Source organism: Streptosporangium sp. NPDC000239, assembly GCF_040300765.1.
GTDB lineage: Bacteria > Actinomycetota > Actinomycetes > Streptosporangiales > Streptosporangiaceae > Streptosporangium.
Genome location: NZ_JBEPEI010000007.1, coordinates 211,083 through 237,714, shown reverse-complemented (window position 1 = coordinate 237,714; position 26,632 = coordinate 211,083). Strand labels below are relative to the sequence as shown.

Here is a 26,632-nt window from a genome sequence, read left to right as displayed (position 1 = left end):
GCGGCCGGGAGATCCTTGCCGAACCGTCCGGCCGGACGTGAGCCGTCGTGGGGTCGCCCGCCGGTGAGCACCACGGCGGGCGAAACGGACGGCACGCCACATGGGTGGGCGCCCGGCTCCTGCCCCATCCGCTGGACGGCGGGCGGAGGGCGGGTGGTGAACCAGCGGCGGGTGTGTCAGCCGCCGATCGCGACGCGGAGGATGCGGTCGTCTCCCGGGCCGGGGGTGCCGCGGCCGTCGGTGTTGTTGGTCAGCACCCACAGCGACCCGTCGGGGGCGACGACGGCGTCACGGAGGCGTCCGTACCGGCCGGCGAGGTGCTGGGTGGAGGTGGAGAGCCGGTCGAGCGGGATCTGCCGGAGGAGCCTGCCGCGCAGGTTGGCCAGGTAGATCGTCCCGTTCGTGATGGCCATGCCGCTGGGGCTCGCCTCGGCCGGTGGCCACTGCTGGACCGGGTCGGTGAAGCCGTCCCGGCCGGCGATGCCTTCGACTTCGGGCCAGCCGTAGTTGCCGCCTGGCCGGATGACGTTGAGCTCGTCCCAGGTGTCCTGCCCGAACTCGCTGGCGTACAGGGTGCCGCCGCTGTCCCAGGCGATGCCCTGGGGGTTGCGGTGGCCGAAGCTGTAGACCAGGGAGCCCGCGAACGGGTTGTCCGGGGGAACCTTCCCCTCCGGCGTCATCCGCAGGATCTTGCCCGCGAGCGTGTTCTTGTCCTGGGCTGCGGGGCGGTCGCCGGCGTCCCCGACGGTGGCGTACAGCATCCCGTCGGGTCCGAACGCGATCCGGCCGCCGTTGTGATAGCTCGCCGACGGCAACCCGTCGAGCACGGTGGAGGAGCGTCCGAGGCCGAGCCTGCCGGGGGTGCCGGTGAGCTCGAACCGCTCGATCCGGTTCCCGTCGTTCGCGGTGTAGTAGGCGTACAGGAAACCGTTGCGGACAGCGATGCCGAGGAGACCGCCTTCGCCCATCGGGGTGACCGCCTCGATGACGCCGACCTGACGGACGGCTCCCCGCTCGCCGATCTCGACGACGCGGGCGGTGTCCCGCTCGCTGACCAGGGCCGTCCGGCCGTGGAAGGCGATGGACCAGGGGGCGTCCAGGCCGTCGGCGATCGTGGTGACCGGGGCGAGCGGGGTGGCGGACGCGGCCCGCGCGGAGGAGAGGGCGGCGCGTGCGGCACCCTGGTCCGGCGCGCACGCGGTCAGCGTGGCCGACGCGATCAAAGCGAGTGCGGGAGCGGCCAGCCGTAGGAGCAACGTTCTCGTGGTCATGAGCATGTCCGTCGAATCCGAGAGAGCCGGTGGTTTCGAGCTTACGCCGCAGGTAGCCGGTCTTCTCTCCGCCGCTGAACTCCTCCAGGGTCAGAGCGAAACAGGAAGTCGTGGATGGGTGGCGTTACCGGCGCCGATGACCACGTCCACGGAGACTCCGCGGCGTGGAGAGGCGGACGACGCCGCCCTCGGCCTGGTGGGCCGGGGCCGCGCGAGAGGTGTCCGTCACAGGTGACGAAGGCGCGTGGGTCGTGCTCCACCAGACCTCACAAGCCAGGAAGGAGATCCTCATGCGTGGCGTGGTCCTGCACGATCCCGGTGACGTCCGTGTTGACGAGCGGCCGGATCCGGTGATCGTGGAGCCCACCGATGCGATCATCCGGGTGACGGCGGCGTGCGTGTGCGGCTCCGACCTGTGGCCCTACCGCGGGGCCGAGAAGCTCGACGGGCCGGTCCCGATGGGCCACGAGTACGTCCGGGCCTCAGCGGTGACCCGATGAAGGACTTCCTGTACGGCGACGCCCGCGTAGCAGTCGGTCACCGAGCAGGACCGCGCAGGACCCGACGGTCAGCAGCCCGCCGGCGAGGAAGGTGCCCCGTACCTCGGCGAGCGGCAGGACCAGCGCCCCTATCGCGGCTCCCGCCGCGATGCCGGCGTTGTAGGCACCGGAGTTCGCCGCGAGAGCGATGTCCGTACGGCCCGGCGCGCAGTACAGCATCGCGTTCTGCGTGGTCATGAAAACCGGCCCGAGCGCACCGCCCATCAGCACCAGGAACACCACCGCCGCCACCTGATGGGCACCGAAGACGTACAGGCCGAGCATGCCCACCGCCTGCGTGGCCACGGCGGCGGCCAGCGCGGACTGCGGAAAACGGTCCAGAAACGTCCCGGTGATGCTCACCCCGGCCAGACACGCGACACCGAAACCCACGAACAGGACGCTGACCGTGCTCGGGGAGAACCCGCTCACGTCTCCCAGGAAGGTCACGATGTAGGTGTATCCCGTGAACGCGCCGGTGGCGGACAAGGCCCCGGCCGTCAGCACCGTCCCGAACCGCCGTGCGTCGGGACCGGTGCCGTAGGCGGCGGGTTCCTCCTCCGGGTGCGAGGTCGGTAGCAGCACGGAGATCGTGACCAGGGAGACAAGCCCCAGGGCCGCCAGCAGGGCGATGGGCACCTGCCAACCGCTCTGCTGGCCCAGACGGGTCCCAGCGGGAACACCGAGCACGAGGGCGAGTGAACCGGCGACGGACAGTGCCCCGATCACACGCCCCCGGATTTCGGGCGCGAACAGGCCAACCGCGACCGGCCCCATCACGGCCCAGAACAGCGCCTGGGCGAGCGCGGTCAGCAGCCGTGCCACGAGGAGCTGCCAATAGGAGGTGGCCAGCGCCGCGACGAGGCTGGACACCACGAGCGCGGCCAGCAACCCCGTGAGCACGTGGCGTCGGGGCACTGCCCGCACGACGTGGGCGATCGGCACCGACGCGATGGCCACCATCGCGCCGTAACCGGTGACCAGGAGGCCGACCGCGGACAGGGACACCCGTAGATCGTCGGAGATGAGCTCCAGGAGACCGACCGGCAGGTTCTCCGCGGTGTTGAAAGTGAGGGCGGCCAGCATCAGAGCCCCGAGCACCGCAAGCCTGTGCCATGGAGCCGGTTGTCGCGTGGCGGTCCCGCCTCTTCCCGCTCTCGCCCATCGTGCCTGCTCAGTGACACCGTCCATGCGGCCACCCCACCAAGCCCATCGGTCCCGCCGCAACCGGGATTCATCCGCGGAAAGCGCTACCGCGCCGTCCGGCGCAACACCAGCGCGTGCCCGGCGAGTAAGCCGGGATCTTCGGGAAGGAGGATGACGGGCCTCCTGCTGGGCATGCCCTTTCGGGGATTCGGTGCCGGGAGAGGGGAAGGACGCATGCGAGACGGCTCTGGCGGGGGAAACGGCGGTCGCGGCCGGTGGATCGTCGTCGAGAAGGCCGCGACGCACAACCTGCGTGAGGTGTGCGTGGAGATCCCCAAGGAGGCGCTGACGGTCTTCACGGGCGTGTCGGGCTCCGGAAAGTCGTCGCTGGCCCTGGACACGGTCGCGGCCGAGGCGCAGCGGCTGGTCAACGACTCCTACCCGTCTTTCGTGCGTAACCGGCTGCCGCACACGGCCCAGCCGGACGTGCAGCGGATCGACGGCCTGACCTTCACCGTCCTGATCGACCAGCGCCGCTTCACCGGGAACGCGCGTTCCACGGTGGCGACGGCGACCGACATCGCCCCGCTGCTGCGGTTGATCTTCTCGCGGGTCGGCGAGCCGTCTGCGGGATACTCGCCCGCCTACTCCTTCAACGACCCGAGCGGGATGTGCCCGGACTGCGAGGGGCTCGGCGTGGTCCAGGACGTCGACCTCGACGCGCTGCTCGACCTGGACAGCTCCATCGACCAGGGGCCGGTACGGTTCCCCGCCTTCCGGCCGGGCACCTACCGGTGGAAGCGTTTCGCCTACAGCGGTCTCTTCGACAGGTCCAAGCCGCTGCGGGACTACACGGAACAGGAGATGCGGGACTTCCTGTTCGCCGACCAGATGAAGCTGCCCGCCCCTGATCCGCGTTTCCCCAAGACGGCGAGGTTCGACGGCGTCGTGACGCGGATGCGCGACGTCTACATCCGCAACCCGCCCCGGTCGAAGTCGAAGGAGACCGAGGAGGCGATACACCGGGTGATCACCACCCGGACGTGTCCCCTGTGCGGGGGCGCGCGCCTGAACCAGGCCGCCCTGGCGAGCCTGGTCGACGGGCGTTCCATCGCGGACTGGACGGCACTGCCGGTGGACCGGCTCCACGACCTCCTCGCCGACCTGAGCGACCACCGGGTCGCCCCCGCCCTGTCGGAGGCCCGCAGGCGGTTGGAGGCGCTGCGGTCGGTCGGGCTCGGCTACCTCACCCTGGACAGGGTCTCCTCGACGCTGTCGGGCGGGGAGGCGCAGCGGGTCAAGATCATCCGTTATCTCGGCAGTCCGCTGAGCTCGGTGACCTACGTCTTCGACGAGCCGAGCAGTGGTCTGCACCCGCACGACGTCCGGCGGCTGACCGAGCTTCTTCTCCGGCTTCGTGACGCCGCGAACACGGTACTGGTGGTCGAACACCATCCGCAGGTCATCGCGCTCGCCGACCACGTCGTCGACCTCGGGCCGGGAGCAGGGCGCCAGGGCGGCCGGATCCTGTTCGAGGGGACGGCCACGGATCTGCTGCGCGCCGACACACCGACCGCGCGGGCCCTGCGCGAACCACTGACGCCGCGCGCCACGACCCGCCCCGCCCACGGGCACGTCATGATCCGGGACGCGCGCGCCCACAACCTCCAGGGCTTCGACGTCGGTATTCCGCTACGGCTGCTCACCACCGTCACCGGCGTGGCCGGATCGGGAAAGAGTTCCCTGGTCACGGGTGAACTGCCCAGACAGCACCAGGACTTCGTCGTGGTCGGGCAGGAGCCTCTGCAGGGTGGCGGGCGGTCAACGCCGCTGAGCCAGCTCGGCCTGGCCGAACGGGTCCGCAGGATCTTCGCCGCCGAGTCCGGGCTCGCTCCCGCGTGGTACAGCTTCAACTCCAAGGGCGCCTGCCCGGTGTGCCGGGGCCGTGGGTTCATCACCACCGAGCTGGCCTTCCTCGACGACGTCTTCACCCCCTGCGACGTCTGTGAGGGGTCGCGGTTCAATCCCCGTGCCCTGGCCACGCGTGTCAACGGGGCGACCATCGCCGACGTCCTCGCCTCGCCTCCCGCCACGCTCATCGAGCTGTTCGCCGGACACGCCGACATCGTCGCCAGGCTCGGGTGGATGGACCGTGTCGGCCTGGGCTACCTCACCGTCGGGCAGCCCATGGACACCATGTCCGGCGGGGAGAAACAGCGGCTGCTGCTCGCCAAGCACCTTGGAGACGTCGGCCGGGGACGCGGCCAGCGCATCGTCCTGGACGAGCCGACGACCGGGCTGCACGGCACCGATGTGGACCGGCTGCTCGTCCTCTTCGACGAACTGGTCGACGACGGCGCCACACTCGTCGTCGTCGAGCACGACCTGCGGGTCGTCGCCCACGCGGACCACGTCATCGACATCGGTCCTGACGCCGGTGACGCGGGTGGTCGTGTGGTCTTCCAGGGGACTCCGGCCGATCTGGCGGCCGATCCCGGCTCGTTCACCGGCCAGGCCCTCGCGCAGGCGTTCCGCCCTCCGGCTCCCCTCGGGCGGCGGATGGCCGCCACGCGGTGATCCGCCGGACATAACCGGTGAAGCGCTTCGCCGTACGGTTCCAGGAGACAGAGGGAGGCGGCCCCGGTTCCGTGGACGAGACCGGGGCCGCCTCCCTCTGGTCGATGAGGTGCCACCGGAATACGGCAGAAATGGGCCGCGGGCTCGATCAGCCGTTAAGATCTTGGCTTCGCGCTGATTGGTGATGGTTTCCGGGGGTTCGGGTGGCGTTGATCGGCCGCACGGCCTACCCGAGGTTCGTGCGGGCGGTGCCAGCGCGGGAGCCGGCGGGAGTGTTCACCGCTACGGCTGACGAGGTGGAGTGGGCACGCGGCAAGACACAGGATGACCAGCATCTGCTGGCGCTGCTGGTGTGGTTGAAGGCGTATCAGCGGCTGGGGTACTTCCCGAAGCTGGCCGATGTCCCGACGGTCGTGGCCGAGCACATTCGCGACGTGGTCGGGCTGCGGGAGGGACTGGTTCTGGCTGAATCGGCCGAGCGGTCTGCCAAGCGGCATCGGAGCTTCGTGCGTACGCGGATGGGCGTGACATACGACGGAGCCGGGGTGCGGGCGGCAGCTGCAGCGGCGATCCGTAAGGCGGCGCAGGCGAAGGACGACCCGGCCGATTTGATCAACGTGGCGCTGGAGGAGCTGGTCCGCGCGCAGTGCGAGCTGCCGGGCTACACGACGCTGGATGAGCTGACCAAGACGATCCGTACCGGGGTGAACCGCGGATTCTTCACACTCGTGGCGGCCGGGTCGATGCCGCCGCCCGCGCGAAGCTGGCCAGGCTGCTGGTGGTCGATCCGGTCACGCGGCGCAGCGAGTACGACGGGCTGAAGGACGTGGCGCAGGCCGCTTCGCTGGGCAAGTTCAAGGGACGCCTGGCGTTCCTGCAGAACCTGGACGCGCTCGGCGCGACCGAGGTTTGGCTGGCGGATGTCCCGCCGGGGAAGATCGCTCACTTCGCAGGCGAAGCGCGCGTCACCGACGTCGCCGATCTGCACAAGGTGCTGGACGAGGACAAACGGCTGACGCTGATCGTCAGCCTACTGCACACGGTGCGGACCGGGGTCCGCGACGACGTGGTGACCATGTTCTGCAGCGCATGGCCGCGATCCACAAAAAGGGCCGCGATCAACTGGAGACGCTGCGTGAGATGCACCGCGCGGGATCCGAACGGCTCCTGGGTGTGTTCGGCGACGTCCTGGACATGACCAGACCCAGGCCGGACCGGCAGAGGCCGATGTTCCCGCACAGACCCGAAGCAGCGCGGGCGGCCACGGGCAGGAGGTGGCCGAACGAGTTGGCCGCCTGGTGCTGAAGGCTCTCGAGCAGGGCGGCGGGCTGGACGCGCTGGCCGCCGAGCACGAGGCGGTGTCAGCCCATCACGGCAATAACTACCTGCCGTTGTTGGACCAGCACTACCGATCGCATCGCTCGGCCTTGTTCACGTTGGTCGACTCGATCGAGCTGGAGCCGACCAACGCCGACCGCAGTGTCCTGGACGCGGTGGAGTACCTGAGGGCTCAGCGCAGCGCCCGCACCATGTTCGTCCCCGAGTGCATCACCGTCGAGCGCGTCGGCCCAGCCAGCGTCCCGATGTCGGTGATGTTATCGGCCAGGGTGGACGCGTTCGCCTCGGTGATGTGGCGGAAGGTCCTAAAAGATCCAGATCGTTCGGGAATGCCGGTGCGCTGGCACCTGGAGGTCTGCGTGTTCTCCCACCTCGCGGCCGAACTTCGTTCGGGTGACATCGCCGTGGCCGGGTCGGATTCCTACGCCAACCTGCATGACCAGCTCATGTCCTGGCAGGAGTGCCAGCCGTTGGCCGAGGAGTTCTGCACCGAAGCCAGCCTGCCGATCGACCCAGCGGAGCTGACGGCCCACTACGAGAAGCTGCTCGCCGACACCGCCGCGGCGGTCGACGCCGGCTACCCCGGCAACACCGACCTCATGCTGGAAGGCGGGCGCTCGCTCCTGCGCCGCCGCAAAGGCGCCGAGCGCCGCGCCGAGGCGCTCAAGCTGGAGGAGGCTGTGCGCGACCGGCTCCCGCAGCGTGATCTGCTCGACATCCTCACCCGCACCGTCTACCAGCCCGGCTGGCATCACCACTTTGGGCCCGCCTCTGGCTCCGACACGAAGATCAAGGAATCGCTTGGCCGGTACGTGCTGACCGTCTTCACCTACGGCACCCTGCTGGGTCTCGCCCAGGTCGCCGCGCACATGCGCGGCCAGGTCAGCGCCGCCGAACTCGTCCGCGCCGCGAACAAGCACACCACCAGCGAGAAGATCGCCAAAGCCTCCACCGCGGTGATCAACGCCTTCAACAAGCTCGACATCACCTCGATGTGGGGTGACGGCAAGACGGTGGCCGCCGACGGCTCCCAGGTCGAGACGTGGGAGAACAACCTCCTCGCCGAAAGCCACATCCGCTACGGAGGTTACGGCGGGCTGGCCTACCGGCACGTCTCCAACACCTACGTGGCCCTGTTCAGCCACTTCATCCCCTGCAGCGTCTGGGAGGCCGTCTACATCATCGAAGGACTGCTGAAGAACGCCTCGGAGATCCAGCCGGACACCATCCATGCCGACACCCAGGGCCAATCGCTGCCGGTCTTCGGCCTGGCGGCGCTCCTGGGCTTCGACCTGCTACCCCGCATCCGCAACTGGCACGACCTGGTCTTCTACCGGCCGGACCCGGAGACTCGTTACCAGCACATCGACTCGCTGTTCGGTGAGGACGCGATCGACTGGGCTCTGATCGAGACCCACTGGAGCGACCTGCTGCGCACCGCGATCTCCATCCGGGAGAACCGGATCTCCTCCGTCATCCTCCTGCGGCGCCTGGGCAACCATTCCCGCAAGAACCGCCTCTACCGCGCCTTTCGCGAACTCGGCCGTGCGGTGCGCACCATCACGCTCCTGCGCTACCTGTCCGACCCCGACCTGCGCGAGCAGATCACTGCGATCACCAACCGCAACGAGGCCTTCCACGGCTTCTCCGACTGGCTGATGTTCGGCAGCAAGCTGATCGGCCACAACGACCCGGACCACCACGAGAAGATCATCAAGTTCAACGAACTGCTGGCCAACTGCGTGACCTACTCCACCGCCTGCGACATCACCAACGCCGCGCCATCGCCGCCTAAGGCCATCCCGTCGATCTTGACGACCTGGCCACCATCTCGCCGTACATCACCCATGTCATCCGCCGGTTCGGCAACCGGATCCTCAATCTCACCCCGTCGGCCGCCGATCCCACCACGCAACTCGACCTCGAGTCCCGCGTCCTGTTCGCCCCCTGACGCATCAGATCTCCAAACCAGGATCAGCCCTTTGCGGAAGCGTCGCGGTCTGTCGTCCAGAACGGAGCTCTTCCAGGCCCGGGATTTGGTTGTACAGCGTCCCGGCCGAGACACCCAGCAGCTTGGCGATCGAGGTGACCGAGCGGTTGGGGTTAGGCAGCAGGTCGTACGGCACGGCTCCCGGCAGATATCGCTGGCACCACCAAGCCGAAACCCGGAACTCGGCATAGCCGAAAAGGAAAAGCGCCTGTTCGGCGACCACGAGATACGGCGTGACGAGACCTCCGGCCTTCCGCATGTGCTGGTCACGATCCTTGTTCAAAGAACATGGCAGGGATGGGATGAAGCACATACCATCGGACCATCCAGCCGCAGGAGGCACCGATTGGCCTTACCCGCGTCCGCTGAGAACGTCTCACGCCGGACATTCGTCCACAAGTTTGTCCGCTGCATGTGCCTCGCCGCGCCATTGATGCTGGGGTGCTCTCCCCGCCCCACGCATCAATGCCCATCCATCCCCACGCCACTGCCGTCGGATGCTCTACTGGAATGGCCGGTTCCGGTTCCTGGCTATCTCATTCCCATCGTCACGGAAATCGGCATAGCCGGTGTGGGAGACGATCAGGGCGGGGTCGCATGGTTGCGCGACTCGGCCACCGGGCGGCTCCGATGGAAGCGCCAAATCGGTCATGTCGGCGAGACTCCCGAGATGCTTCTTGCCAAAGACGTTTTTTATGCTCTGCTGTCGCCTGGAAACATCAGCGTACCGAAAACAAGAATTGTCGCGCTATGCGCCGGAGACGGGCGAGAGCTGTGGCAGCGCGTCATAGACGACGAGAACGCAGGCTATGTTCTCGATATCGACGGAGTCGTCCTAACGACGACATCTGCCTTGTACAGGCTGTCCCCGACGTCAGGAGATATTCTGTGGCGGAGGGCCATCTCTCCATTAGGCAGGCCGATCGCAGGCTACGGACCATCCATCCTGTTGATCGACCAACAGGGACCCACAGTGGTCTCGCTCGATCCGAAGACCGGTCAGCGACGCTGGTCTTACATCGTGAATGGAATGACCAACCTTGAGCTCTTGGCCAACGGCCGTTATCTCCACGCTCTGGTGAAAGGAGCTCCCGAGGACACGGGAACGCCCCTGCTCGACCCAACAGCGCAGCCCACTGGAGGCCACGTCCTGACACTTTCCGCCGTGACGGGCGAACTCCTGTGGTCGCGACCGCTGCCGCATTCCACCGGCTACGCGGAAGGGAACATCCTCTACATCGCCTCCGGTGCGAGGCTCCTGGCCTTCGATGTGGAGACGGGGAATCTTCAGTGGTCCCACCCGCTGCCGAATCCGGACGCGTATCCAGAATACTGCGCCCACGACGGCCTCCTGCTCCTCAACGTCAATGCACCTGACGACCACCGACGGTACGAGTTATGGGCTTTCGAGCCGACCTCGGGCAGGCGGCGCTGGCGGCTGGGGCTCCGCGAGAGCTTCCGTGGACTGACACCCGCGGGCCCAGGCACCGTGGCACTCATCATGGGCATGGAGAAGGAGACTCTCGCAGGCATCGACACCAGCACCGGCGAGATGATCTGGTCTTCGGGCGTGAGCAAGGACTCCATGCTCCTTTTCGGAGCCGGTCTTCTCTATCTGCATGACACTTGGAAGAAAAGGCTCCACGCCTACGAACCCCTCAACGGGATTCCACTCACCAACTGATCCAGCCGCCGCCGCAGGCTAGAAGGGACTCCACGTCCTTGGCGACCACACCTCCCGACCGCGCCTCGACCACCTTCACGTCCGCCATCAGCGCAGCCAGTCTGATCGCGTCGATCATCGCCATCATCGTCAGCGTGAAATCCTGCGCGGTCTCCCAAGAAGCCACCGACATCACCAAACGAGAGTCACAGCGACGCGCCCTGCTGGAGCTTTCCCAGGCGATCTCCCACTTCGGATCGTCGGAAGGCCAGGAATCGAAAGGTGATCAGAAGCCGTTGGCGGATATCTCGGTGCGCAACCGTGGCAGCGGCGAGGCCCTCATCACCTCGATCAGCGCCGAAGTGACACGGTCTCAGTTCCTGGACTCCTGCTGGCCGTCCGAGGGCGGCGGGCTGACGGCGAAGGAGACCTACACTCTCAACATTCCGGTCGCGCGCACACCGCCATTCTCCGTGACCAAAGAACTCAACCCGCCTTTCCGCGTGAAGCCGGGCGAAAACGATCGGTTCGTGGTCGCTGTCGGCCCTGCTCCCGACGACGCCCAGATCAGTCCGTGGATAGGAATGGTCACGCTGCGGCTGAACGACATAGACGGGAATGATGTGCGGGTCGGACCTTTCGCGCTGGTCAGCGCCGGCAGCAGCCGCCACCTGCGCTTCGCAGGAAGAAACTGGGTGTTCGACAAGCCCGAAGATCTCGCATGTGTCCGCGATAATGTGCGCGTCATCAAAGGCCTGCTCGCCACTCCCGGTGTTGTCGCCTCCGTGGAGTTGAAGTCGCTTCTCCGGGCCTTCACCAGATACAAGCGGTGATTCTCGTCGGGGATCGCAGGGTCGATGTCGTCGATGTCAAGCCGTGCATGAGCCCGCCTTTACCTTGCCGATCCGTCGGACCACGGCCTGCGCGAGGCGCTGATCACCTGGTTCGATGCCGCGAATCACGAAGGCCGATTCATGGCCCGTCTCGCGTCGACGCTCACGAACGGGTATCCGAGGAGGACGGGTGCAGAAATTAGCGCTGGCGATCCTCTGGTGATCTGAGCTCCCTGCCGGACTTTGCATCCGGTACTCAGGTACAGGTTTACCGACGGTTCATGAAAAAGCACATCCGGGGCGGAGGAACAGCGGTACGGCTATTATCGGTGAGATTGATGTTGGTGGTCGCACTACCGCCAAAGGTGTCATCTGACCAGAACGAGCCGCCTTTCGAGGTCAGATCCTCTTGATGAGTGCCGTCGTATCCCGCCCTGCTCGGAGCTCCTGAAGATCGGGAATGTGGTTGTACAGCGTCCCGACCGAGACGCCGAGCAGTTTGGCGATCGAGGTGACCGAGCGGTCGGAGTCGGCGTTGACGACGGTGGGGCGACCGCCGGTGCGGCCCCGAGCCCGCGCGGCGGCCAGGCCCTCGTGGGTGCCGGCCACGATGAGTTCGCGGATGAACTCCGCCAGGGCGGCGAAGACGTGGAAGACCAGGCGGCCGCCGGGGTGGTGGTGTCGAGCTGCTCGTGCAGGCTGGTGAAGCCGACCTCGCGCTTGCGGAGGTCGCCGACCATGGTGATGAGGTCCTGCAGGGACCGGCCATAGCGGGCGAGTTCGGGGACGACGAGGGTGTCGCCGGGCGAAAGGAAAGCGTGGCAGGCCTTGAGTTCGGGGCGCTGAGCGTTCTTGCCGGACTTCTTGTCGGCGAAGACCTTGCGGCAGCCGACGGCGGTCAGGGCGTCGATCTGGCGGTCCAGGCTCTGGCCGCGGGTGGAGACCCGCGCATAACCGATGCGGACCTCGGAGTGGACGGCGGGGAAGGCAGCGAGGAGGTCCTCGGGAAGGTCCAGCGGGGTGGTCGTCGCCACCGGATTCTCTCAACAAACGGTCTCTGAGGTTGTTGAAGACGCCAGGTTGTTGAAATGAGTTCTTGAAGCCCATCAGCCCTGGCTGGCCTCCTACGGCCGGGAGCCTTCAATAAACGGTCGTTTGTTGAAGGACTACCTGAGCCGGCCCGCTCGTACCCTCAGCGCTCACGAACGCTGATCAGCAACTACCCACTCCGGCGGCCCGTTTCTGCCGTATTCCGGTGGCACCCCTCGATGGATCGTCATGCCGCAGGCCCTGTCGGTGACCGGCGGGAACGAGGAGCGGATCGCTTTCCCCAGGACCGTCGGCTCCTGCCCTGGAGAGGCCCCGGGGGTCACATCGGCGGCTGGGCGAGTTTGGCGGCCACGGCGTCGAGAACCCAGTCAAGGCCGGTGGAGAAGGACGTCTCGGCGTCCACCTCCGTGCCGTCGTACACGATCTTGGTCAGCATCGGGAAGCGGCCCGTGTCCAGCATCCTGCGCACATGCGGGCCGTAGGCGCGCTGCCAGTCCTGGTCGGACAGGCCCGTGGCGCGTTCGGCCCGCAGGTTCGCGATCTCGCGTCTGATCGCACCGGTGACGTAGGCGTTGACGGTCTCCGCGGCGCGCATGACGGTGCCGAGGTCGGCGAGGCCGTCGAGAGCGGACAGGGCGGCCTCACCCACGGCGAAGCCGTTCGGGCCCAGGGTCGGACGGCCGCCGAGCAGGTCGGCCAGCCATTCGTGACGGAGGGCGGCCTGCCTGGTGCGGTGGGCGTGGCCGCGCAGCGCCTCCCGCCAGCCACCGGGCGGCTCGTCGGGGAGGATCTCGGCGTAGACCTCGTCCACCATGAGGTCGAACAACTCCTCCTTGGTGGAGATGTAGCCGTACAGCCGCATCGGGCCGACGTCCAGCCGGGCGGCGACCTTGCGCAGCGACATCGCCTCCAGCCCGCCCTCGTCGGCCAGCGCGATGGCGGCGGCGACGATCCGCGCCCGGTCGAGCGGCACAGGACGAGCCGACGGCTCCGGACGATCCCACACAGTCATGGCTACATCGTACTGTCGCGATACGGCGTAAGAATGAAATACAGTGTATCGACATGAGACATCGTATCGCCGTTGTCGGGGCCGGGCCCGCCGGGCTCACCTTCGCCCGCGTCCTGTACCGCCACGGTCACCCCGTCACCGTCCTCGAACGCGACCCCTCCCCCGGCGCCCGTCCTCCGGGCGGCACACTGGACCTGCACAAGGGGCTGGGCCAGCTCGCCCTGAGCAAGGCGGGGCTGCTGGCGGAGTTCCAGGCGCTGTCCCGTCCCGAGGGGCAGGCCATGCGCATCCTGGACACGGACGGGACCGTCCTGCGCGACTGGCGGCCAGGCCCGGACGACCGGGCCAATCCCGAGATCGACCGCGGGCAGCTCCGTGACCTGCTGCTCGGCCCCCTCGACGTTCGGTGGGGGCGAGGCGTGACAGAGGTGGTGCCGGGGACCCCGGGCGGGACACTGGTCCGTTTCGCGGACGGACGGCAGGAGATGTTCGACCTCGTGGTCGGCGCGGACGGCGCCTGGTCCCGGGTCCGCCCCGCGGTCTCCCCCGCCACGCCGCACTACACCGGCGTCACCGCGATCGAGACCTCCCTGGACGACGTCGACACCCGCCACCCCGACCTCGCCCGGCTGGTCGGAGACGGTTCCGTGGCCGTGTACGGCGTGAACCGCTCCCTCGTCGCCCAGCGCAACAGCGGCGGCCACGTCAAGGTCTACGTCCAGACCCGCGCACCGCTGGACTGGCACACGAACCTGGATCCGGCCGACGTCGAAGCGGTGCGATCAACCCTGCTGGCCCTGTTCGACGGCTGGACCGCCCCCGTTCTCGACCTCCTCCGCCACGGCACCGCCTTCATCCCCCGCCCCCTCCACGTCCTGCCCGTGTCCCACACCTGGGACCACGTCCCCGGGGTGACGCTTCTGGGCGATGCCGCCCACCTGATGCCCCCCTTGGGGGCGGGTGCGAACCTCGCGATGCTGGAAGGCGCCGAGCTCGCCGAGTCCGTGGCCGCCGCCTCCGGAGATCTGGACGAGGTCGTCCGTGCCTTCGAGGATCAGATGTGGGAGCGGGCCGGCAGGTGGGCGAAGATCACGACGGCCGGGCTGGAACGTCTCGTGAGCCAGGACCCCACCCGGGCACTTGCCCTCTTCGACGAGGTCCAGCCGTCTTGAAGCCTCCGCCGCGGGCCCGGAACAGGCCCGTTGGCAAGGACCACTCCGCCAGCCGCCGGCCGGCTAGCTGAGCAGACCCCGCCGGTAGCCCTCACCAACGGCGGCGGCGCGGTCGCGGACGCCGAGTTTGTCGTAGATGTGCAGCAGGTGCGTCTTGATGCTGGCTTCGCTGATGAAGAGCCTGGCGGCCGCCTGGCGGTTGGAGGCGCCGTCGGCGACAAGGGCGAGGACCTGGAGCTCGCGGTCGGTGAGAGCGGCCTTGACCGGTTTGCGTACCTGGCCCATCAGGCGTCCGGTGACGGAGGGAGACAGGACCGGCTCACCGGCGGCCGCGGCGCGGACGGCGCGCAGGAGTTCGTCGGTGGGGGCGTCCTTGAGGAGGTAGCCGGTGGCGCCGGCTGCGATGGCGGGCAGGACGTCGGAGTCGGCGTCGAAGGTGGTCAGGACGAGGGTCTTGATGTGGGGGTGGGAGCGGCGCAGGGCGGCGATGGCGGTGACGCCGTCCATTTCGGGCATGCGCAGGTCCATGAGGACGATGTCGACCTCAAGCGCGGCGGCACGCTCCACACCTTCGCGGCCGTTTGCGGCTTCACCGGCGACGTGGATGTCGGGCTCGGCTTCGAAGGCGGCCCGCAGGCCGTCACGGACGATGGGGTGGTCGTCGACGATGAGGAGGCGGATCACCGGGGGGTTCCTTGGAGTGCGGGGACGGTGGCGCTGACGGCGGTGCCCTCGCCGGGCGTGCTCTCGATTTCGAGGGAGCCGCCGACGCCGCGCAGACGTTGCCGCATGCTGCTGAGGCCGAATCCTCTGCCGCCGGAGTCGCGGATGCCGGTGCCGTCATCGCGGATGTCGAGCAGGACGACGGCGCCGGCGTAGGAGAGGGTCAGGCCGGCGCGGGTGGCGCCCGCGTGCTTGGCGACGTTGGTGAGGGCCTCCTGGGCGACGCGGAAGAGGGTGACCTCGATGGCGGGGCTGAGCGGGATACGGTCGCCTGTGACCTCGACGTGCAGGTCGACGCCGGTGGACCGCGCCCAGTTACGCGCCAGGGTGGTCATCGCCTCGGGCAGGTGGGCGTCGTCGAGTTGGTGGGGCTGGAGGGCGGCGACGGAACGGCGGGCCTCGGTGAGGCTCTCGCGGGCCAGGTCGAGGGCGAGCGCGACGTGGGTTTCCGCGTCCTCGACGCGCTGGGCGGCGCGCAGCTGGGTGATGATGCCGGTCAGGCCCTGGGCGAGGGTGTCGTGGATCTCGCGGGCCATGCGCTGGCGTTCGTCGAGGATGCCCGCCTCATGGGCCTGGGCGAGGAGTTGGGCGTGCAGGTCGGCGTTCTCCTCCAGGGCGGTCTGCAGGTCGCTGACCGCCTTCCGGTATGCGCGCTGGCGGTCCTCGATCTTGATTCCGGCGATGGAGCCGCCGCCGATGGCGACGGTCTGCACGACGATGATCGCCAGGTAGAAGGCGACGAGCTGGATGGTGGCCTGCGACCAGTCGAGCGTCGAGCCGTACAGGACGAAGGAGGTGGCCGCGACGGCGGCGAAGGTCCACTTGGAGGGAGCGAGGTGGGCGGCCAGGAAGAAGCCGGATGTGCAGTAGATGATGAAGATGGGGTCGTGGAAGGCCAGCAGTGCCGCGGTGGCCAGGACACCGAGGAAGTGCGCGGTGACCGCCACCCGTCGCCCGCGCACGGCGGCGGGCAGGAGGGTGCGGGAGCCGAGGATCCAGGCCAGGGCCAGGGCGGTGAGCGCGAGGGTGCGCAGGACACCGCCCGGGGGCTGTGCCGGGGAGGCCAGGCTGATGACCAGGGAGGCGGCGAGGGTGAGGTAAGGGACGATCTCGACGATGCGCTCGAAGCGCCGTTCCCAGACGGAAGGCGGGAAGGGATCGTTCATCCGGGGCCTACCCTCCCCTTCCGCCTGGTAGTCGACGTGGACGAGCTTAGACGCATCGGGATGAGGATGGCGTAACCGTACATCAGCAGCCCAATCGCGATCATGAAGATGATGGTCGGCCACTGCCAGATCGGCGGGAGGTACAGGGCCAGGAACCAGACGCGCTCCTCGACACCCAGGATCTTCATGACCAAAGGGGCCAGGCCCTGGGGGAACAGGGGAAGCCAGGCGATGAGGTAGCTGATCGTGACGCCGATGCGGTGGTGGATGGGAAGGTCGGCGGTGGTGGGCTTGGCGGGTTCGGGGGGCGGGCCGTACTTCATGAGGTTGAGCAGTTCGATCCCGTGGCTCTCCAGTCTGCGGTAGGCGATCCTGCCCAGACCCCAGGCGCTGAGGACTCCTGTCAGCACGCCGGTGGCGACGCCGGCCCAGGGGTTGAGGAGGATGACACCGGCCGTGGGCAGGGCGGTGGCGGGGACCGCGAGGAGCACGAGCCAGGCGAGGCTGGTCTCGGCGGTCTCGTCGGCGCCGGTGCTGAGCGGGTTGCCGCCGCGCTTGTGCGGGTCGGTACCGGGGACGAGCGAGGTGACGGCGAGCAGGACGATGACCCCGGCGCCGCCGCCGAGCAGGGCGGGCAGCAGTCCCAGGACCCACGGCCAGGCCCAGGTCAGGCCGCTGACGAGGGCGCCTGCCAGGGAGAGAACGAGCGCGGCCGGGCCGACGATGACCAACCAGGCCAGCTGGCGGCCGCGGACGTCGGCGCGTTCGGCTCCGGGGGTCATGAGGGTGAGCCACAGGGCGGTGCCGTCGGAGCCGTACAGGTTGGCCGAGGTGGCGGCTCCCATCACGATCGCGACGAGACCCGTGAACGGGACCATGACCCAGGCGCCGATGGTCACGAGCAGCAGGGGCGTGACGACGGCGTAGGACAGGGCGGTGGCCAGGAGCTGGATGCGGACCAGGTCACGCCACCAGGCGCGCAGCTCCTTCGCGGCCGCGATCCGGGCGCCGGTCGCCATGGGAAGCGGACGCGGGGTGCCCCGGCGGGGTGGCACTCCGCCCCGCGCGGCCGAGACGACGCGGCGCGCGAGCAGGCCGGACCAGGCGGTCAGGAGGAGGGCGATCACGGCGGCGTCGGTCGCGAGGATGGCCAGGGCGAGAGGCCAGGGGGCCTCGACGGCGGCCACGCCCCATCCCGACGGCAGGGCGCGGACGAAGAGCCGCGACCACGCGGCGGTGTCGGCGCCGCCCAGCGCCGCCACCAGTGCCCAGCCGTTGCTGCACAGGGCGACGGCGGTTCCGGTCACCACGCCGACGGCTGCCGCGGTGACGCGGGATCTGACGAACAGGCCGATCAGGGCCACGATCACACGGGAGATCATCACCATCGTGACGAGCGTGCCGACCGCCGCCGCGAGGCCGATGAGCACACCTGCCGGGCCGAAGCGCCAGCCGTACACCGGCAGCGACATCAGGGCGACGAGATTGACCGCCGGTGCGGGGCCGGCGAAGGCTCCGGCGAGCAGCGCCGTCGCGATCCGGCCCGGCGGGGCCGGGAGCATGGAGAAGTACTCGGGGCGCAGGGCCTCACTGCCACCCCCGATGAAGATGGGGCCGAAGATCCAGCCGGACAGCCAGACCGCCAGCACGACCGGCAGGTGGACGGGCCACAGGACGGCGACGGCGATCGTCCCGAAGGCCAGGATCAGCCCGAGCGAGACGCCGGTGTAGAGGTTGGAGGCGTTGTCGCCGCGGAGGGAGTTGCGCATGATCGCCAGCCGCATGCGGATCATGTGCCGTGCCGACGCGGCCGGGCCGGGGGTCAGGAGGTGAGCCACGTCAGCCCCTCCGTCCCTCCGGTGCGGGCGCCCACGAGGTCGACGAAGGCGTCCTCCAGGGATCCGGCGCCGCGGACGTCGGCCAGCGGCCCGGCGGCCACGACGCGGCCGTCGGAGATGACTCCCACGTGGTCGCAGAGCTGCTCGACGAGGGCCATGACGTGGCTGGAGATGATCACCGAGCCGCCGCTGTCCGCGAACCTGCGCAGGATGGCCCTGATCGTGGCCGCGGAGACGGGGTCGACGGCCTCGAAGGGCTCGTCCAGGACGAGCAGGCGGGGCGCGTGCAGGAGGGCGACGGCCAGGCCGATCTTCTTGCGCATGCCGGTGGAGTACTCGATGACCAGGGTCCGCTCGGCGGAGTCGAGTTCGAGGACCTGGAGGAGTTCGTCGGTGCGCTCGGCGACGACGGCGGGCGGCAGGCCGCGCAGCAGGCCGAGGTAGGTGAGGACTTCGCGGCCGGTGAGCCGTTCCGGCATGGCGTTGCCGTCGGGCAGCACGCCGATCAGTCCCTTGGCCCGGACGGTGTCACGCCAGACGTCGACGCCGAAGATCTCGGCGCTGCCGGAGTCGGGGCGGAGCAGGCCGACGGCCATGGCCAGGGTGGTGGTCTTGCCCGCTCCGTTGGGGCCGACCAGGCCGTAGAAGGATCCGGCGGGGACGGTGAGGTGGATGTCGTCGACGGCCAGGTGGCCACCGAAGGCTTTGCGGAGTCCGGTGGTGCGGAGGGCGGCATCCCGGTTCGTTGGCATGCCTTGAGAATCGCGCGGGGGCGGGAGCGGCGGATCGTCCGTACGGGGAGCGGGGTGGTGGATCACGGCATCAACCGATCGGTTGATACGGGCGGCCGGGGCCGTGGTCGTCGAACGATTCGGATTTGACCCTGACGTCGCGTCAGGCTCCACGATGAACGCATGGCCGACTACTACGACGCATTCGAGATCAGCCCTGTCCCTCCGCCCGGGCCCGACGCGACGCCACCTGAGATCTACCGGGGCATCTACGGCATGCCGATGTTCGTCACCGTGCCGACGTCGGATCTGGCCGCGTCCGTGGACTTCTGGACCCGCGGGCTCGGCTTCATCGACCTGTTCACGATTCCCGGCCAGGTCACGCACCTTCGGCGGTGGGCGTTCCAGGATGTCCTGCTTGTCCCGACCGGTGCCCCGCAGACCCCTTCGACGGTGAGCGTCAGCTTCTCCTGTGTGCTGAGCCAGCTCGACGGGATCGCGCAGGCGTGCACCACGCTGGTGCCCGGATGCACGACCGGACCACGACAGACGCCGTGGAACACCGTGGATCTGGAGGTCGTCACGCCGGAGAACGCCCGGGTGATCCTGACCGCGGCCCGTCTCCTCGAACTCGACAGCGACGAGGCGCGCAACCTTGAGGCGATGGGCATCCCCCTCCCGAAGGAGGGAAATCGCGCAGGTCAGACGCGCATGACAGACTCGTCGGTGTGACCGACAGAGCGATGGGCGATGCCGCGGAGTCCGGCGGGCTGACCGTCGGGGCCGCGGCGTCGCACGCGGGAGTCACCGTCCGCACCCTCCATCACTGGGACGCGATCGGGCTGGTCCGCCCGTCCGGACGGACCGCAGGCGGTTACCGGCTCTACTCGGCGGCCGACGTCGCACGTGTGCACCGGGTGCTCATCTACCGCGAGCTCGGCCTGCCCCTCGACGACATCGGTGAGCTTCTCGACGCTCCGGCGGTCGACATGACCGTGCCGCTGAGACAACAGCGCGCCCAGCTCCTCGATCGCATCTCCCGTCTGCAGTCGATGGTCGACGCGGTCGATCGCATGATCGAAGCCGCGAACGCCGGCATCCTGCTCTCCGCGGAGGAACAGGTCGCGATCTTCGGGCAGCGCTGGGATCCGGCGTGGGCCGAGGGCGCGCGTGACCGGTGGGGCGAAACACCTCAATGGGCGCAGTACGCCGAGCGCGCCGCGGGCATGACCCCCGAGGACTGGCGGCGGATCGCTGACAGCGTCGCGACGCTCGAAAACGACCTGGCGGCGGCCAAGCGCGCCGGGGTCAGACCCGGCAGCGCCGAAGCCAACGCCCTGGCCGAACGGCACAGGGCGTCCATCGGCGCGTACTTCGACTGCACCCTTCCGATGCACGTCTGCCTGGGCAGGAGCCACGCCGCCGACCCTGGCTTCAGGGCCTACTACGACGCGATCGAGCCGGGCCTGACCTTCTGGCTCCGTGACATCATCGACGCCAACGCCCGCGATCGAGGCATCGACCCGGATTCGGCGACCTGGACCTGACACGTCATGCCTGCGGCGTGCCCGCCGGGCGTTCGGCGGGCGTCGTCGCGGCGGCGCCGTGCCGGTGCCGCGGGCCGAGAAGACGCAGCATGTCCAGCGCCTCGGAGCCGCCGGGTGTCGGGGTGAACACCCGCAGCCGCTGGTCCGCCGCGGGCGTCGCCAGCACCTCGCAGTCGAGCTCGATCACGCCGAGTTCGGGATGCATGATCCGGTACGGGTGCGACCTGCGCACCGCGACCTCGTGCCGGTCCCAGAGGGCCGTGAACTCGGTGCTGGCCGTACGGAGCCGTGTGACGAGCTCGCGGGACGCCACGTCGTCCCCGCGGCGGGTCACCGTGGCGCGCAGGTCGGCGACCAGTTGCCTGGCCTGTTCCTCGTGCTCCTCGGGCGCGAAGTAACCGCGCACGTCCGGCTCGGTGAACCAGCGCAGCACGATGTTGCGGTTCTCCGGGGCCACCGTGCACACGCATCCGAACAACGCCTGCGCCATGTCGTTCTGCGCCAGCAGGTCACCCAGGTCGCTCAGGACCTGGACCGGAACGCTGTCCAGCCGGTCGAGCAGGTACAGCAGGCTTGGCCGCAGGTACTCCCCCGCCCGTGCCCCCTCCGGCGGCCGGTGCCCGGCGAGCAGGTACAGATGGTCCCGCTCGTCGATGGTCAGCCGCAGCGCGCGCGTCAGCGCGGCCAGCATCTGGACCGAGGGCTGCGTGCTCCTGGCCTGCTCAAGCCGCATGTAGTAGTCGGCCGACATCCCGGCGAGGGCCGCGACCTCCTCACGGCGCAACCCCGGCGTGCGCCGCCTCGGCCCCTCGACCAGCCCGACCTCCCCCGGGGTCAGCCGTCCCCGGGACCGGCGCAGGAAATCGGCGAGATCGTCGCGATGCATCCCCATGCCGGTAGTGATACCACCGTTCCGCCGAGGGCGGTCACACCGCCGGGAGCCCGACCGCGTTCGAGGCGTCGGCCTCGAAGTACTCGGTGGTGGCGAAGGGGCCGACGTGCTCTTCGAGGAAGCTCCTGACACCGTCGACCGAGTCGTGGACGATGACGTTCACCGCCCTGTCGCCGTCGGCGCTCGCCACCGCCAGCGTCCATCCCGCCCCCCTGGGCAGCAGGCCGTACGCCTTCTTCAGGGAGTTCCAGAAGCCCTCGCTGTCGGAGATCGTGGAAACGGTCATGACGTGCACTGTGGCACTCTCCTTGTTCGTTCTCGGATGCACCCGGCAGTTGATGTGGAGGTACCGCGCGGCCCCGTCTTCGAAGTCGTAGATCGCGACGGTCTGCGGGTCCTCCAGCGGGTCGCCGGAAGGCATCAGGAAATGTGTCTCGCTGATCGGGAGAAGCTCGTATTCGAGCCGTTCCGGCCTGTTGAGGAGTTTCGCCTCCATGGGGTTCAGGGTGAGCCCGAGGCGGAGTCTCCCGTCTTCGGCCACCACCTCGTAGCGGGTGCCGGGCCGCCCGTAGGAGCCTTCGTACCTGGACAGGTCGAGGGCCGGGACCGGGGCGGGCTTCGGCAGGTCGGGGATCGTGACCGTGCCGAGGCCGGCGAGGATCTCGTTGAACACCCCCCGGTAGAAGCTGTCGCGCGGCCCGGCGTTCGTCAGCATCGTGATGGCGATGTTCGACTCCGGCAGGATCCGCAGGCGGGCGCTCTGGCTGACCGCGCTGCCGTCGTGGGCGTAGACGGTTTGGCCGTGCCAGTCGCACACGATGAGACCGAGCGCCCATTCCGGCCCGAACATGTACGGGTCGGGTACGGCGACCCGGGATTCCGTCATCTCGCGGATGATCTCGGGTGAGACGATCCTGGTCCCGTCCGGTGCCTTTCCCTCGTTGAGGAAGACGGAGGCCATCGTGAGCGTTTCCCTGGCCGTCGTGCTGATGTTGCCTCCGGGGCCGAAGGAGCGCGGCAGGTGGCCCAGCGGTGAGAGGACGGGGCCCTCGTCAAGGGACCGGATCAGATATCCGGTCGCGGCCCGGTTCCGGTCGACGTGCTCATGCCTGCTGCTCGTCGAGGTCAACCCCAGGGGACCGAACAGGCGGTCCCTCATGATGTCGTCCCACCGCCTGCCGTCGACCACCTCCATGACGCGGGCGAGGATCGCGTAGCCGAGGGCCGCGCTGTAGCCGTGGGTGTGACCCAGGGGGTGGACCTGTGACGCGCCGGCGATGTTCTCCACCATGCGCTCGTACACGTCGTCCCCCTCCCCCGGATCTCCGTAGCTCTCCTCGATGCCGTTGGTGTGGTTGAGGAGGTGACGGGGGGTGACCCTGGCACCGACCTCAGGGTCGGCGACCCGGAAACCCGGGAGGTAGGTCCGCACCGGCTCGTCCAGGGAGACCCTTCCCTCGTCGACGAACCGCATGAAGGCGAGGGCGGTCCATGTCTTGGACACCGAGCCGCACCGGTAGACGGTGTCGGTCGTCGCGGGCTCTCCCGTGGAGACGTCCCTGACGCCGACCGCGAAGTCGGTGATCTCCCCGTCGCTGAGGACGCCGATCACGGCGCTCGGGATCCGGTACTCCGCGAGCAGTCCGGCGACGTGAGCCCGTATCCGGGGCACGTCCAACGCTCTCGTCACAAGGGGCTCCAATCTTTTCCAGATGCGGAAAGGCTACGTTGCGTTTCAAAATTCGTCAACGAATAAACCCTAACGATGCGCGTCTTCACTGGGATTTCACGAAAATTGTTGCAATGACATTGTTGATAAATGCAACCCATACCGATCGTTCGTTGCAATGTATTGTTGGTGAACGCACCCGTGAACCCGAACCGACAGGGGCGAGCCGATGCCCGGAGACAGGCTGACCCACGAGGACCGCCGGCGGATCGCGACCTGGCTGGCCGAGGGGCTGGGATACGCCGAGATCGCCAGACGGCTGGGCAGGCCCACCTCCACGATCAGCCGCGAGGTGGCACGCAACAGCGCGCCCGGTGGCTATCTGGCCGACCGTGCGCAGCAGGCCACCGGACAGCGGGCCCGCCGTCGCAGACCGGTCCAGGCCGCGTGTCCACCGGCCGGCGAGCGGTCGGCCGAGTCCGTGCACGGTTTCGTGGAGCGGCTCGCGGCCCCGCTGGTCGGGGTCGGCCTTCCCCGGATGGCCGCCCGCGTGTTCGCCTGCCTGCTCACCTCCGGCTCAGGAGACCTGACGTCCGCCGAACTCGTGCGCGGGCTGCGGGTCAGCCCCGCCTCGGTGTCCAAGGCCGTCGGTTATCTTGAGGCGATCGAGCTGGTCGGGCGCACCCGGGACTCGGGGCGCCGTGAACGGTACGTCGTCGACGACGACGTCTGGCTCCGGGCGTTCAGGGCCGACACCGGGGCGCACGCCGAGGTCGCGACGGAGGCTCGGCGCGGGATCGAGATCTTCGGCGCCGACACGCCCACCGGCGCCCGGCTGGGCCGGATGGCTCAGTTCTTCACCTGGATCAGCGAGCAGATGAACGGCAGTGATCTCACCGACGCCGACGTCCGTGACGCGCTGACGGTGGTCTCCGCGCTGGTGTACGCCGCCCGGCCACTCACCGTGAACGAACTCGCCGCAGCACTGGGCTGGCCCGTACGGCGGGCGGCCGGCGCCCTGGACGCGATTGGCCGCCGTCCGGTCCTCGCCGACCCGTTCGTCGTGGAACGGGCCGGGAGCGGCGCGTTCGCCGCCGCCCCCAGGCCGGACCGCCTGAGCCCGGCGCAACGCGACGCCCTGCTCGAAGGCGTGGCGGCACCTCGGAAAACGCCTCGGTAGGCTCGGGGGAATCCTGGTTCGGACACGGTGGTACGGAGGCCTTGAATGATGCGATCGGAGCGGGGTTCGAGGCGGCTGTACGGCATCATGCTCGTGCTGGCCGCGGTGGTCGCGCTCCTGGACCAGCTCACCAAGTTCTGGGCGGTCTCCGCACTGTCCGAGACCGAGCGTGTCCCCGTGTTCCCCCCGCTGATCCACTTCCGGCTGCTGTACAACCCCGGCGCCGCCTTCTCCCTGGGAGAGAACGCCACGTGGGTGTTCGCCCTGGTCGCGGCGGCCGCGGTGGGTGGCATCCTCTACACCGCCCGCCGCGTGGCCTCCCCGGGCTGGGCGCTCGTGCTGGGCGCGCTGCTCGGTGGCGCGGTGTCCCACCTGGGCGACCGGCTCCTCCGTGAGCCCGGCTTCGCCCGCGGGCACGTCGTGGACTTCATCGACTACGGCCCGTTCGTGGGCAACGTCGCCGACATCGCGCTCACCTGCGGAGGCGCCGCGCTGGTACTGCTCAGCCTTCGCGGCGTTCCCTTCGCCAAGGAGACGGGCGAAGAGCCCGCCTGACCCGCACCCGTGCCGCCGCGTCCCACCGTGGGCGGCGCGCCGGTTCACGGGACCGGGCTACGGCCCCGGCGGCGTCGTGGAGCGGATTCCGTCGAGGGCGAGCAGGAGCAGGCGGTCGGTCGCGGCGGCCGCGTCGGCGTGCCGCTCGGTCGCCGCCGAGATGGCGTTGACGAGGGTGAGCAGGTCGTCGATGGACACCTCAGGGCGTACGGCCCCCGCCAGCCGGGCCCGGGTCAGCAACTCCTCACCGGCGCCGCTGATCTTCCTGTGGCAGGTCACGTTCCGTTCCCGGTGTTCGAGCTCGTGGGCGCTCAGCAGCAGTGACGGGGCGAGCCCGCGCACGTTGGCGGCGTAGGTGCCGATGGCCCTGAGCCAGGTGACGAGCGCGGCCCCGGGGTCCGGCTCCGCGGCCAGCTCGCGAGCCTGGGAGCACAGCGTCTCGACGCGGTCGAGGAACACCGTCTCCAGCAGCGCCAGGCGGGAGGGGAAGTGCCGGTGCAGCGTCGCCGAACCGACCCCGGCCTGCCTGGCGATCTCCTCCAGCGAGGCGTCGACGCCGTCCCTGGCGATGGCGATCTGGGCCGCGGCCAGGATCCGGTCGCGGTTGCGCCGCGCGTCCGCGCGCTTCGGCCGTTCTTCCCTGGTCTCCCGCACCGTGTCTCCTGCCGCTTGCCAAGTGGGGTGGTCCCCCATATCTTACCCTGAGAAGTGAAAACGGGGTGTCACCCCACTTATTGGTGGAGGCCTGTCATGCCTGATCCAGTGCTCGTCACCGGTGCGACCGGCAAGCAGGGCGGCGCGGTCGCGCGAGCCCTCCTCGCCGCGGGAACACCCGTGCGGGTCCTTCTCAGAGATCCGGAGTCCGAGCCGGCCAGGGCCGTCCTGGCGCTCGGCGCCGAACCGGTGCTCGGAGACCTCGACGATCCCGCGTCCCTGACGGCCGCGGTGACCGGTGTCCGCGGAGTGTTCTCGGTGCAGCTCCCGGACCTCACCAACCTCATGTCCGACGGCGAGGCCGTCCGCGGCCGCAACCTGGTCGAGGCCGCCAGAGCGGCCGGTGTGGCGCAGTTCGTGCACACCTCGGTCGCCGGAGCCGGAGACGAGGTCCGGGCCGTGCCCGGCTGGACGCCCGACGAGTGGAGCCGCCACTACTGGGCGAGCAAGGCCCACGTGGACGACCTCGTACGCACCGCGGGATTCCCCCACTGGACGATCCTGAAGCCCGCGACCTTCATGGAGAACCTGCTCGGCCGGTCCTACATGTTCGGCGACTGGGCGGAACAGGGATTCGTGACGGCGTTCGCGAAGGACACGAGACTGTCACTGGTGGCGGTTCCGGACATCGGCGCGGCGGCCGCCGCCGCCTTCGCCGACCCGGCGAGGTTCACCGGCGCCGACGTCGAGCTCGCCGGCGACCTCCTGACGATGACCGAGATCGCCGAGGTCCTGTCCGGAGTGCTGGGCCGTACGGTCGAGGCTCCCGTCCTGTCCGCCGAACAGGCCGTCGCGCGGGGGCTTCCGCCCATGATGGTCAACATGCAGCAACAGATGAACGTCCTCGGCCAGGCGGCTCGCCCGGAGCACGCGCACGCGTTCGGGCTGACCATGACCGGCTTCGCCGCCTGGGCCCGGGACGCCTTCGGTGGGGCACATTCGTCCTGACCCGGGGGCGATGAGGGTCTCGTCGGCACCTGAGGGCCCGCTGTATCGTCGTGATCGGGTTACACGTCTGGAGGTGAT

At 69.1% G+C, this 26,632-nt stretch carries 22 protein-coding genes and 2 pseudogenes; 12 read left to right on the top strand and 12 right to left on the bottom strand.

Going from position 1 to position 26,632, the window contains the following annotated elements; all coding sequences use genetic code 11:
* Positions 1–176 precede the first annotated feature (176 nt).
* Positions 177–1,271 carry a PQQ-dependent sugar dehydrogenase gene (locus ABT340_RS20185; protein WP_352012299.1) on the bottom strand — a complete coding sequence of 365 codons (1,095 nt, stop codon included), beginning with the start codon at positions 1,269–1,271 and terminating at the stop codon, positions 177–179.
* A gap of 290 nt (positions 1,272–1,561) precedes the next feature.
* On the opposite strand from ABT340_RS20185, the pseudogene ABT340_RS20180 reads away from it, so the two are divergent.
* A pseudogene (locus ABT340_RS20180) lies at positions 1,562–1,747 on the top strand (alcohol dehydrogenase catalytic domain-containing protein); the annotation flags it as partial.
* Between the two features lie 6 nt (positions 1,748–1,753).
* Here the strand turns inward: ABT340_RS20180 and ABT340_RS20175 are convergent.
* Complete coding sequence (locus ABT340_RS20175; RefSeq protein WP_352012298.1) at positions 1,754–2,911, bottom strand: MFS transporter; 1,158 nt, start codon at positions 2,909–2,911, stop codon at positions 1,754–1,756.
* A gap of 279 nt (positions 2,912–3,190) precedes the next feature.
* Here ABT340_RS20175 and ABT340_RS20170 point away from each other — a divergent pair, with 279 nt between their 5' ends.
* The 5 genes from ABT340_RS20170 (at position 3,191) to ABT340_RS20150 (ending at position 11,357) form a co-directional block, all read left to right on the top strand.
* Positions 3,191–5,533 carry an excinuclease ABC subunit UvrA gene (locus ABT340_RS20170; protein WP_352012297.1) on the top strand — a complete coding sequence of 781 codons (2,343 nt, stop codon included), beginning with the start codon at positions 3,191–3,193 and terminating at the stop codon, positions 5,531–5,533.
* A 203-nt stretch (positions 5,534–5,736) separates the two neighbouring features.
* The gene (locus tag ABT340_RS20165; RefSeq protein ID WP_352012296.1) at positions 5,737–6,354 is read left to right on the top strand and encodes a DUF4158 domain-containing protein; all 618 of its coding nucleotides are present in this window, start codon (positions 5,737–5,739) and stop codon (positions 6,352–6,354) included.
* Positions 6,312–6,731 (top strand): hypothetical protein, encoded by a 420-nt coding sequence (locus ABT340_RS20160; RefSeq protein ID WP_352012295.1) that lies wholly within the window; start codon positions 6,312–6,314, stop codon positions 6,729–6,731. The genes ABT340_RS20165 and ABT340_RS20160 overlap by 43 nt, the downstream gene beginning before the upstream one ends.
* 76 nt (positions 6,732–6,807) lie before the next feature.
* Positions 6,808–10,545, top strand: a complete 3,738-nt coding sequence (locus tag ABT340_RS20155) for a Tn3 family transposase (RefSeq protein ID WP_352012294.1) — start codon at positions 6,808–6,810, stop codon at positions 10,543–10,545.
* Between the two features lie 38 nt (positions 10,546–10,583).
* Positions 10,584–11,357, top strand: coding sequence for a hypothetical protein (locus ABT340_RS20150; RefSeq protein ID WP_352012293.1), 774 nt, complete (start codon positions 10,584–10,586; stop codon positions 11,355–11,357).
* Between the two features lie 399 nt (positions 11,358–11,756).
* Here the strand turns inward: ABT340_RS20150 and ABT340_RS20145 are convergent, their stop codons facing one another.
* From ABT340_RS20145 to ABT340_RS20135, 3 genes and pseudogenes are all read right to left on the bottom strand, one after another.
* Positions 11,757–11,966 carry a hypothetical protein gene (locus tag ABT340_RS20145; RefSeq protein ID WP_352012430.1) on the bottom strand — a complete coding sequence of 70 codons (210 nt, stop codon included), beginning with the start codon at positions 11,964–11,966 and terminating at the stop codon, positions 11,757–11,759.
* Positions 11,967–11,978: 12 nt separating this feature from the next.
* Positions 11,979–12,391 (bottom strand): annotated as a pseudogene (locus tag ABT340_RS20140) (recombinase family protein); the annotation flags it as partial.
* Between the two features lie 335 nt (positions 12,392–12,726).
* A complete protein-coding gene (locus ABT340_RS20135) occupies positions 12,727–13,419 on the bottom strand; it encodes a TetR/AcrR family transcriptional regulator (RefSeq protein ID WP_352012292.1) in 693 nt (230 codons plus the stop codon).
* Between the two features lie 53 nt (positions 13,420–13,472).
* Between ABT340_RS20135 and ABT340_RS20130 the strand changes: the two genes are divergently transcribed.
* Positions 13,473–14,591 carry an FAD-dependent oxidoreductase gene (locus ABT340_RS20130; protein WP_352012291.1) on the top strand — a complete coding sequence of 373 codons (1,119 nt, stop codon included), beginning with the start codon at positions 13,473–13,475 and terminating at the stop codon, positions 14,589–14,591.
* Between the two features lie 63 nt (positions 14,592–14,654).
* Here the strand turns inward: ABT340_RS20130 and ABT340_RS20125 are convergent, their stop codons facing one another.
* The 4 genes from ABT340_RS20125 to ABT340_RS20110 are packed head-to-tail and all read right to left on the bottom strand — an operon-like array spanning position 14,655 to position 19,070.
* Positions 14,655–15,275 (bottom strand): response regulator, encoded by a 621-nt coding sequence (locus tag ABT340_RS20125; protein WP_352012290.1) that lies wholly within the window; start codon positions 15,273–15,275, stop codon positions 14,655–14,657.
* Positions 15,272–16,480, bottom strand: a complete 1,209-nt coding sequence (locus tag ABT340_RS20120) for a sensor histidine kinase (protein ID WP_352012289.1) — start codon at positions 16,478–16,480, stop codon at positions 15,272–15,274. Before ABT340_RS20120 ends, ABT340_RS20125 begins: the two co-directional genes overlap by 4 nt.
* Positions 16,477–18,318, bottom strand: a complete 1,842-nt coding sequence (locus ABT340_RS20115; protein WP_352012288.1) for a hypothetical protein — start codon at positions 18,316–18,318, stop codon at positions 16,477–16,479. The genes ABT340_RS20120 and ABT340_RS20115 overlap by 4 nt, the downstream gene beginning before the upstream one ends.
* Complete coding sequence (locus tag ABT340_RS20110) at positions 18,303–19,070, bottom strand: ABC transporter ATP-binding protein (protein ID WP_352012287.1); 768 nt, start codon at positions 19,068–19,070, stop codon at positions 18,303–18,305. The genes ABT340_RS20115 and ABT340_RS20110 overlap by 16 nt, the downstream gene beginning before the upstream one ends.
* Positions 19,071–19,232: 162 nt before the next feature.
* Here ABT340_RS20110 and ABT340_RS20105 point away from each other — a divergent pair, with 162 nt between their 5' ends.
* Complete coding sequence (locus ABT340_RS20105) at positions 19,233–19,781, top strand: VOC family protein (protein ID WP_352012286.1); 549 nt, start codon at positions 19,233–19,235, stop codon at positions 19,779–19,781.
* The gene (locus ABT340_RS20100) at positions 19,778–20,596 is read left to right on the top strand and encodes a MerR family transcriptional regulator (protein ID WP_352012285.1); all 819 of its coding nucleotides are present in this window, start codon (positions 19,778–19,780) and stop codon (positions 20,594–20,596) included. The genes ABT340_RS20105 and ABT340_RS20100 overlap by 4 nt, the downstream gene beginning before the upstream one ends.
* Positions 20,597–20,600: 4 nt before the next feature.
* Here ABT340_RS20100 and ABT340_RS20095 read toward each other — a convergent pair whose 3' ends face one another.
* Together ABT340_RS20095 and ABT340_RS20090 are read right to left on the bottom strand one after the other, a co-directional pair.
* On the bottom strand, positions 20,601–21,482 hold the full coding sequence (locus tag ABT340_RS20095; protein ID WP_352012284.1) for a helix-turn-helix transcriptional regulator: 882 nt from the start codon (positions 21,480–21,482) through the stop codon (positions 20,601–20,603).
* A gap of 40 nt (positions 21,483–21,522) precedes the next feature.
* A complete protein-coding gene (locus ABT340_RS20090; protein ID WP_352012283.1) occupies positions 21,523–23,178 on the bottom strand; it encodes a serine hydrolase in 1,656 nt (551 codons plus the stop codon).
* A gap of 208 nt (positions 23,179–23,386) precedes the next feature.
* Here ABT340_RS20090 and ABT340_RS20085 point away from each other — a divergent pair, with 208 nt between their 5' ends.
* Both ABT340_RS20085 and ABT340_RS20080 read left to right on the top strand, forming a co-directional pair.
* A complete protein-coding gene (locus ABT340_RS20085; RefSeq protein WP_352012282.1) occupies positions 23,387–24,337 on the top strand; it encodes a helix-turn-helix domain-containing protein in 951 nt (316 codons plus the stop codon).
* A 45-nt stretch (positions 24,338–24,382) separates the two neighbouring features.
* Positions 24,383–24,892: a signal peptidase II gene (locus ABT340_RS20080; protein WP_352012281.1), complete on the top strand. Its 510-nt coding sequence runs from the start codon at positions 24,383–24,385 to the stop codon at positions 24,890–24,892.
* Positions 24,893–24,949: 57 nt separating this feature from the next.
* Here ABT340_RS20080 and ABT340_RS20075 read toward each other — a convergent pair whose 3' ends face one another.
* On the bottom strand, positions 24,950–25,546 hold the full coding sequence (locus ABT340_RS20075; RefSeq protein ID WP_352012280.1) for a TetR/AcrR family transcriptional regulator: 597 nt from the start codon (positions 25,544–25,546) through the stop codon (positions 24,950–24,952).
* A 96-nt stretch (positions 25,547–25,642) separates the two neighbouring features.
* On the opposite strand from ABT340_RS20075, the gene ABT340_RS20070 reads away from it, so the two are divergent.
* Positions 25,643–26,554, top strand: coding sequence for an NmrA/HSCARG family protein (locus ABT340_RS20070; RefSeq protein ID WP_352012279.1), 912 nt, complete (start codon positions 25,643–25,645; stop codon positions 26,552–26,554).
* Positions 26,555–26,632: the final 78 nt, after the last annotated feature.

What these genes read in the sequence shown, in the direction of transcription:
- ABT340_RS20185 (WP_352012299.1), bottom strand. Translation starts at nt 1,271, where the DNA reads ATGACCACGAGAACGTTGCTCCTACGGCTGGCCGCTCCCGCACTCGCT.
- ABT340_RS20170 (WP_352012297.1), top strand. Translation starts at nt 3,191, where the DNA reads ATGCGAGACGGCTCTGGCGGGGGAAACGGCGGTCGCGGCCGGTGGATC.
- ABT340_RS20135 (WP_352012292.1), bottom strand. Translation starts at nt 13,419, where the DNA reads ATGACTGTGTGGGATCGTCCGGAGCCGTCGGCTCGTCCTGTGCCGCTC.
- ABT340_RS20130 (WP_352012291.1), top strand. Translation starts at nt 13,473, where the DNA reads ATGAGACATCGTATCGCCGTTGTCGGGGCCGGGCCCGCCGGGCTCACC.
- ABT340_RS20120 (WP_352012289.1), bottom strand. Translation starts at nt 16,480, where the DNA reads ATGAACGATCCCTTCCCGCCTTCCGTCTGGGAACGGCGCTTCGAGCGC.
- ABT340_RS20110 (WP_352012287.1), bottom strand. Translation starts at nt 19,070, where the DNA reads ATGCCAACGAACCGGGATGCCGCCCTCCGCACCACCGGACTCCGCAAA.
- ABT340_RS20105 (WP_352012286.1), top strand. Translation starts at nt 19,233, where the DNA reads ATGGCCGACTACTACGACGCATTCGAGATCAGCCCTGTCCCTCCGCCC.
- ABT340_RS20095 (WP_352012284.1), bottom strand. Translation starts at nt 21,482, where the DNA reads ATGCATCGCGACGATCTCGCCGATTTCCTGCGCCGGTCCCGGGGACGG.
- ABT340_RS20085 (WP_352012282.1), top strand. Translation starts at nt 23,387, where the DNA reads ATGCCCGGAGACAGGCTGACCCACGAGGACCGCCGGCGGATCGCGACC.
- ABT340_RS20080 (WP_352012281.1), top strand. Translation starts at nt 24,383, where the DNA reads ATGATGCGATCGGAGCGGGGTTCGAGGCGGCTGTACGGCATCATGCTC.
- ABT340_RS20070 (WP_352012279.1), top strand. Translation starts at nt 25,643, where the DNA reads ATGCCTGATCCAGTGCTCGTCACCGGTGCGACCGGCAAGCAGGGCGGC.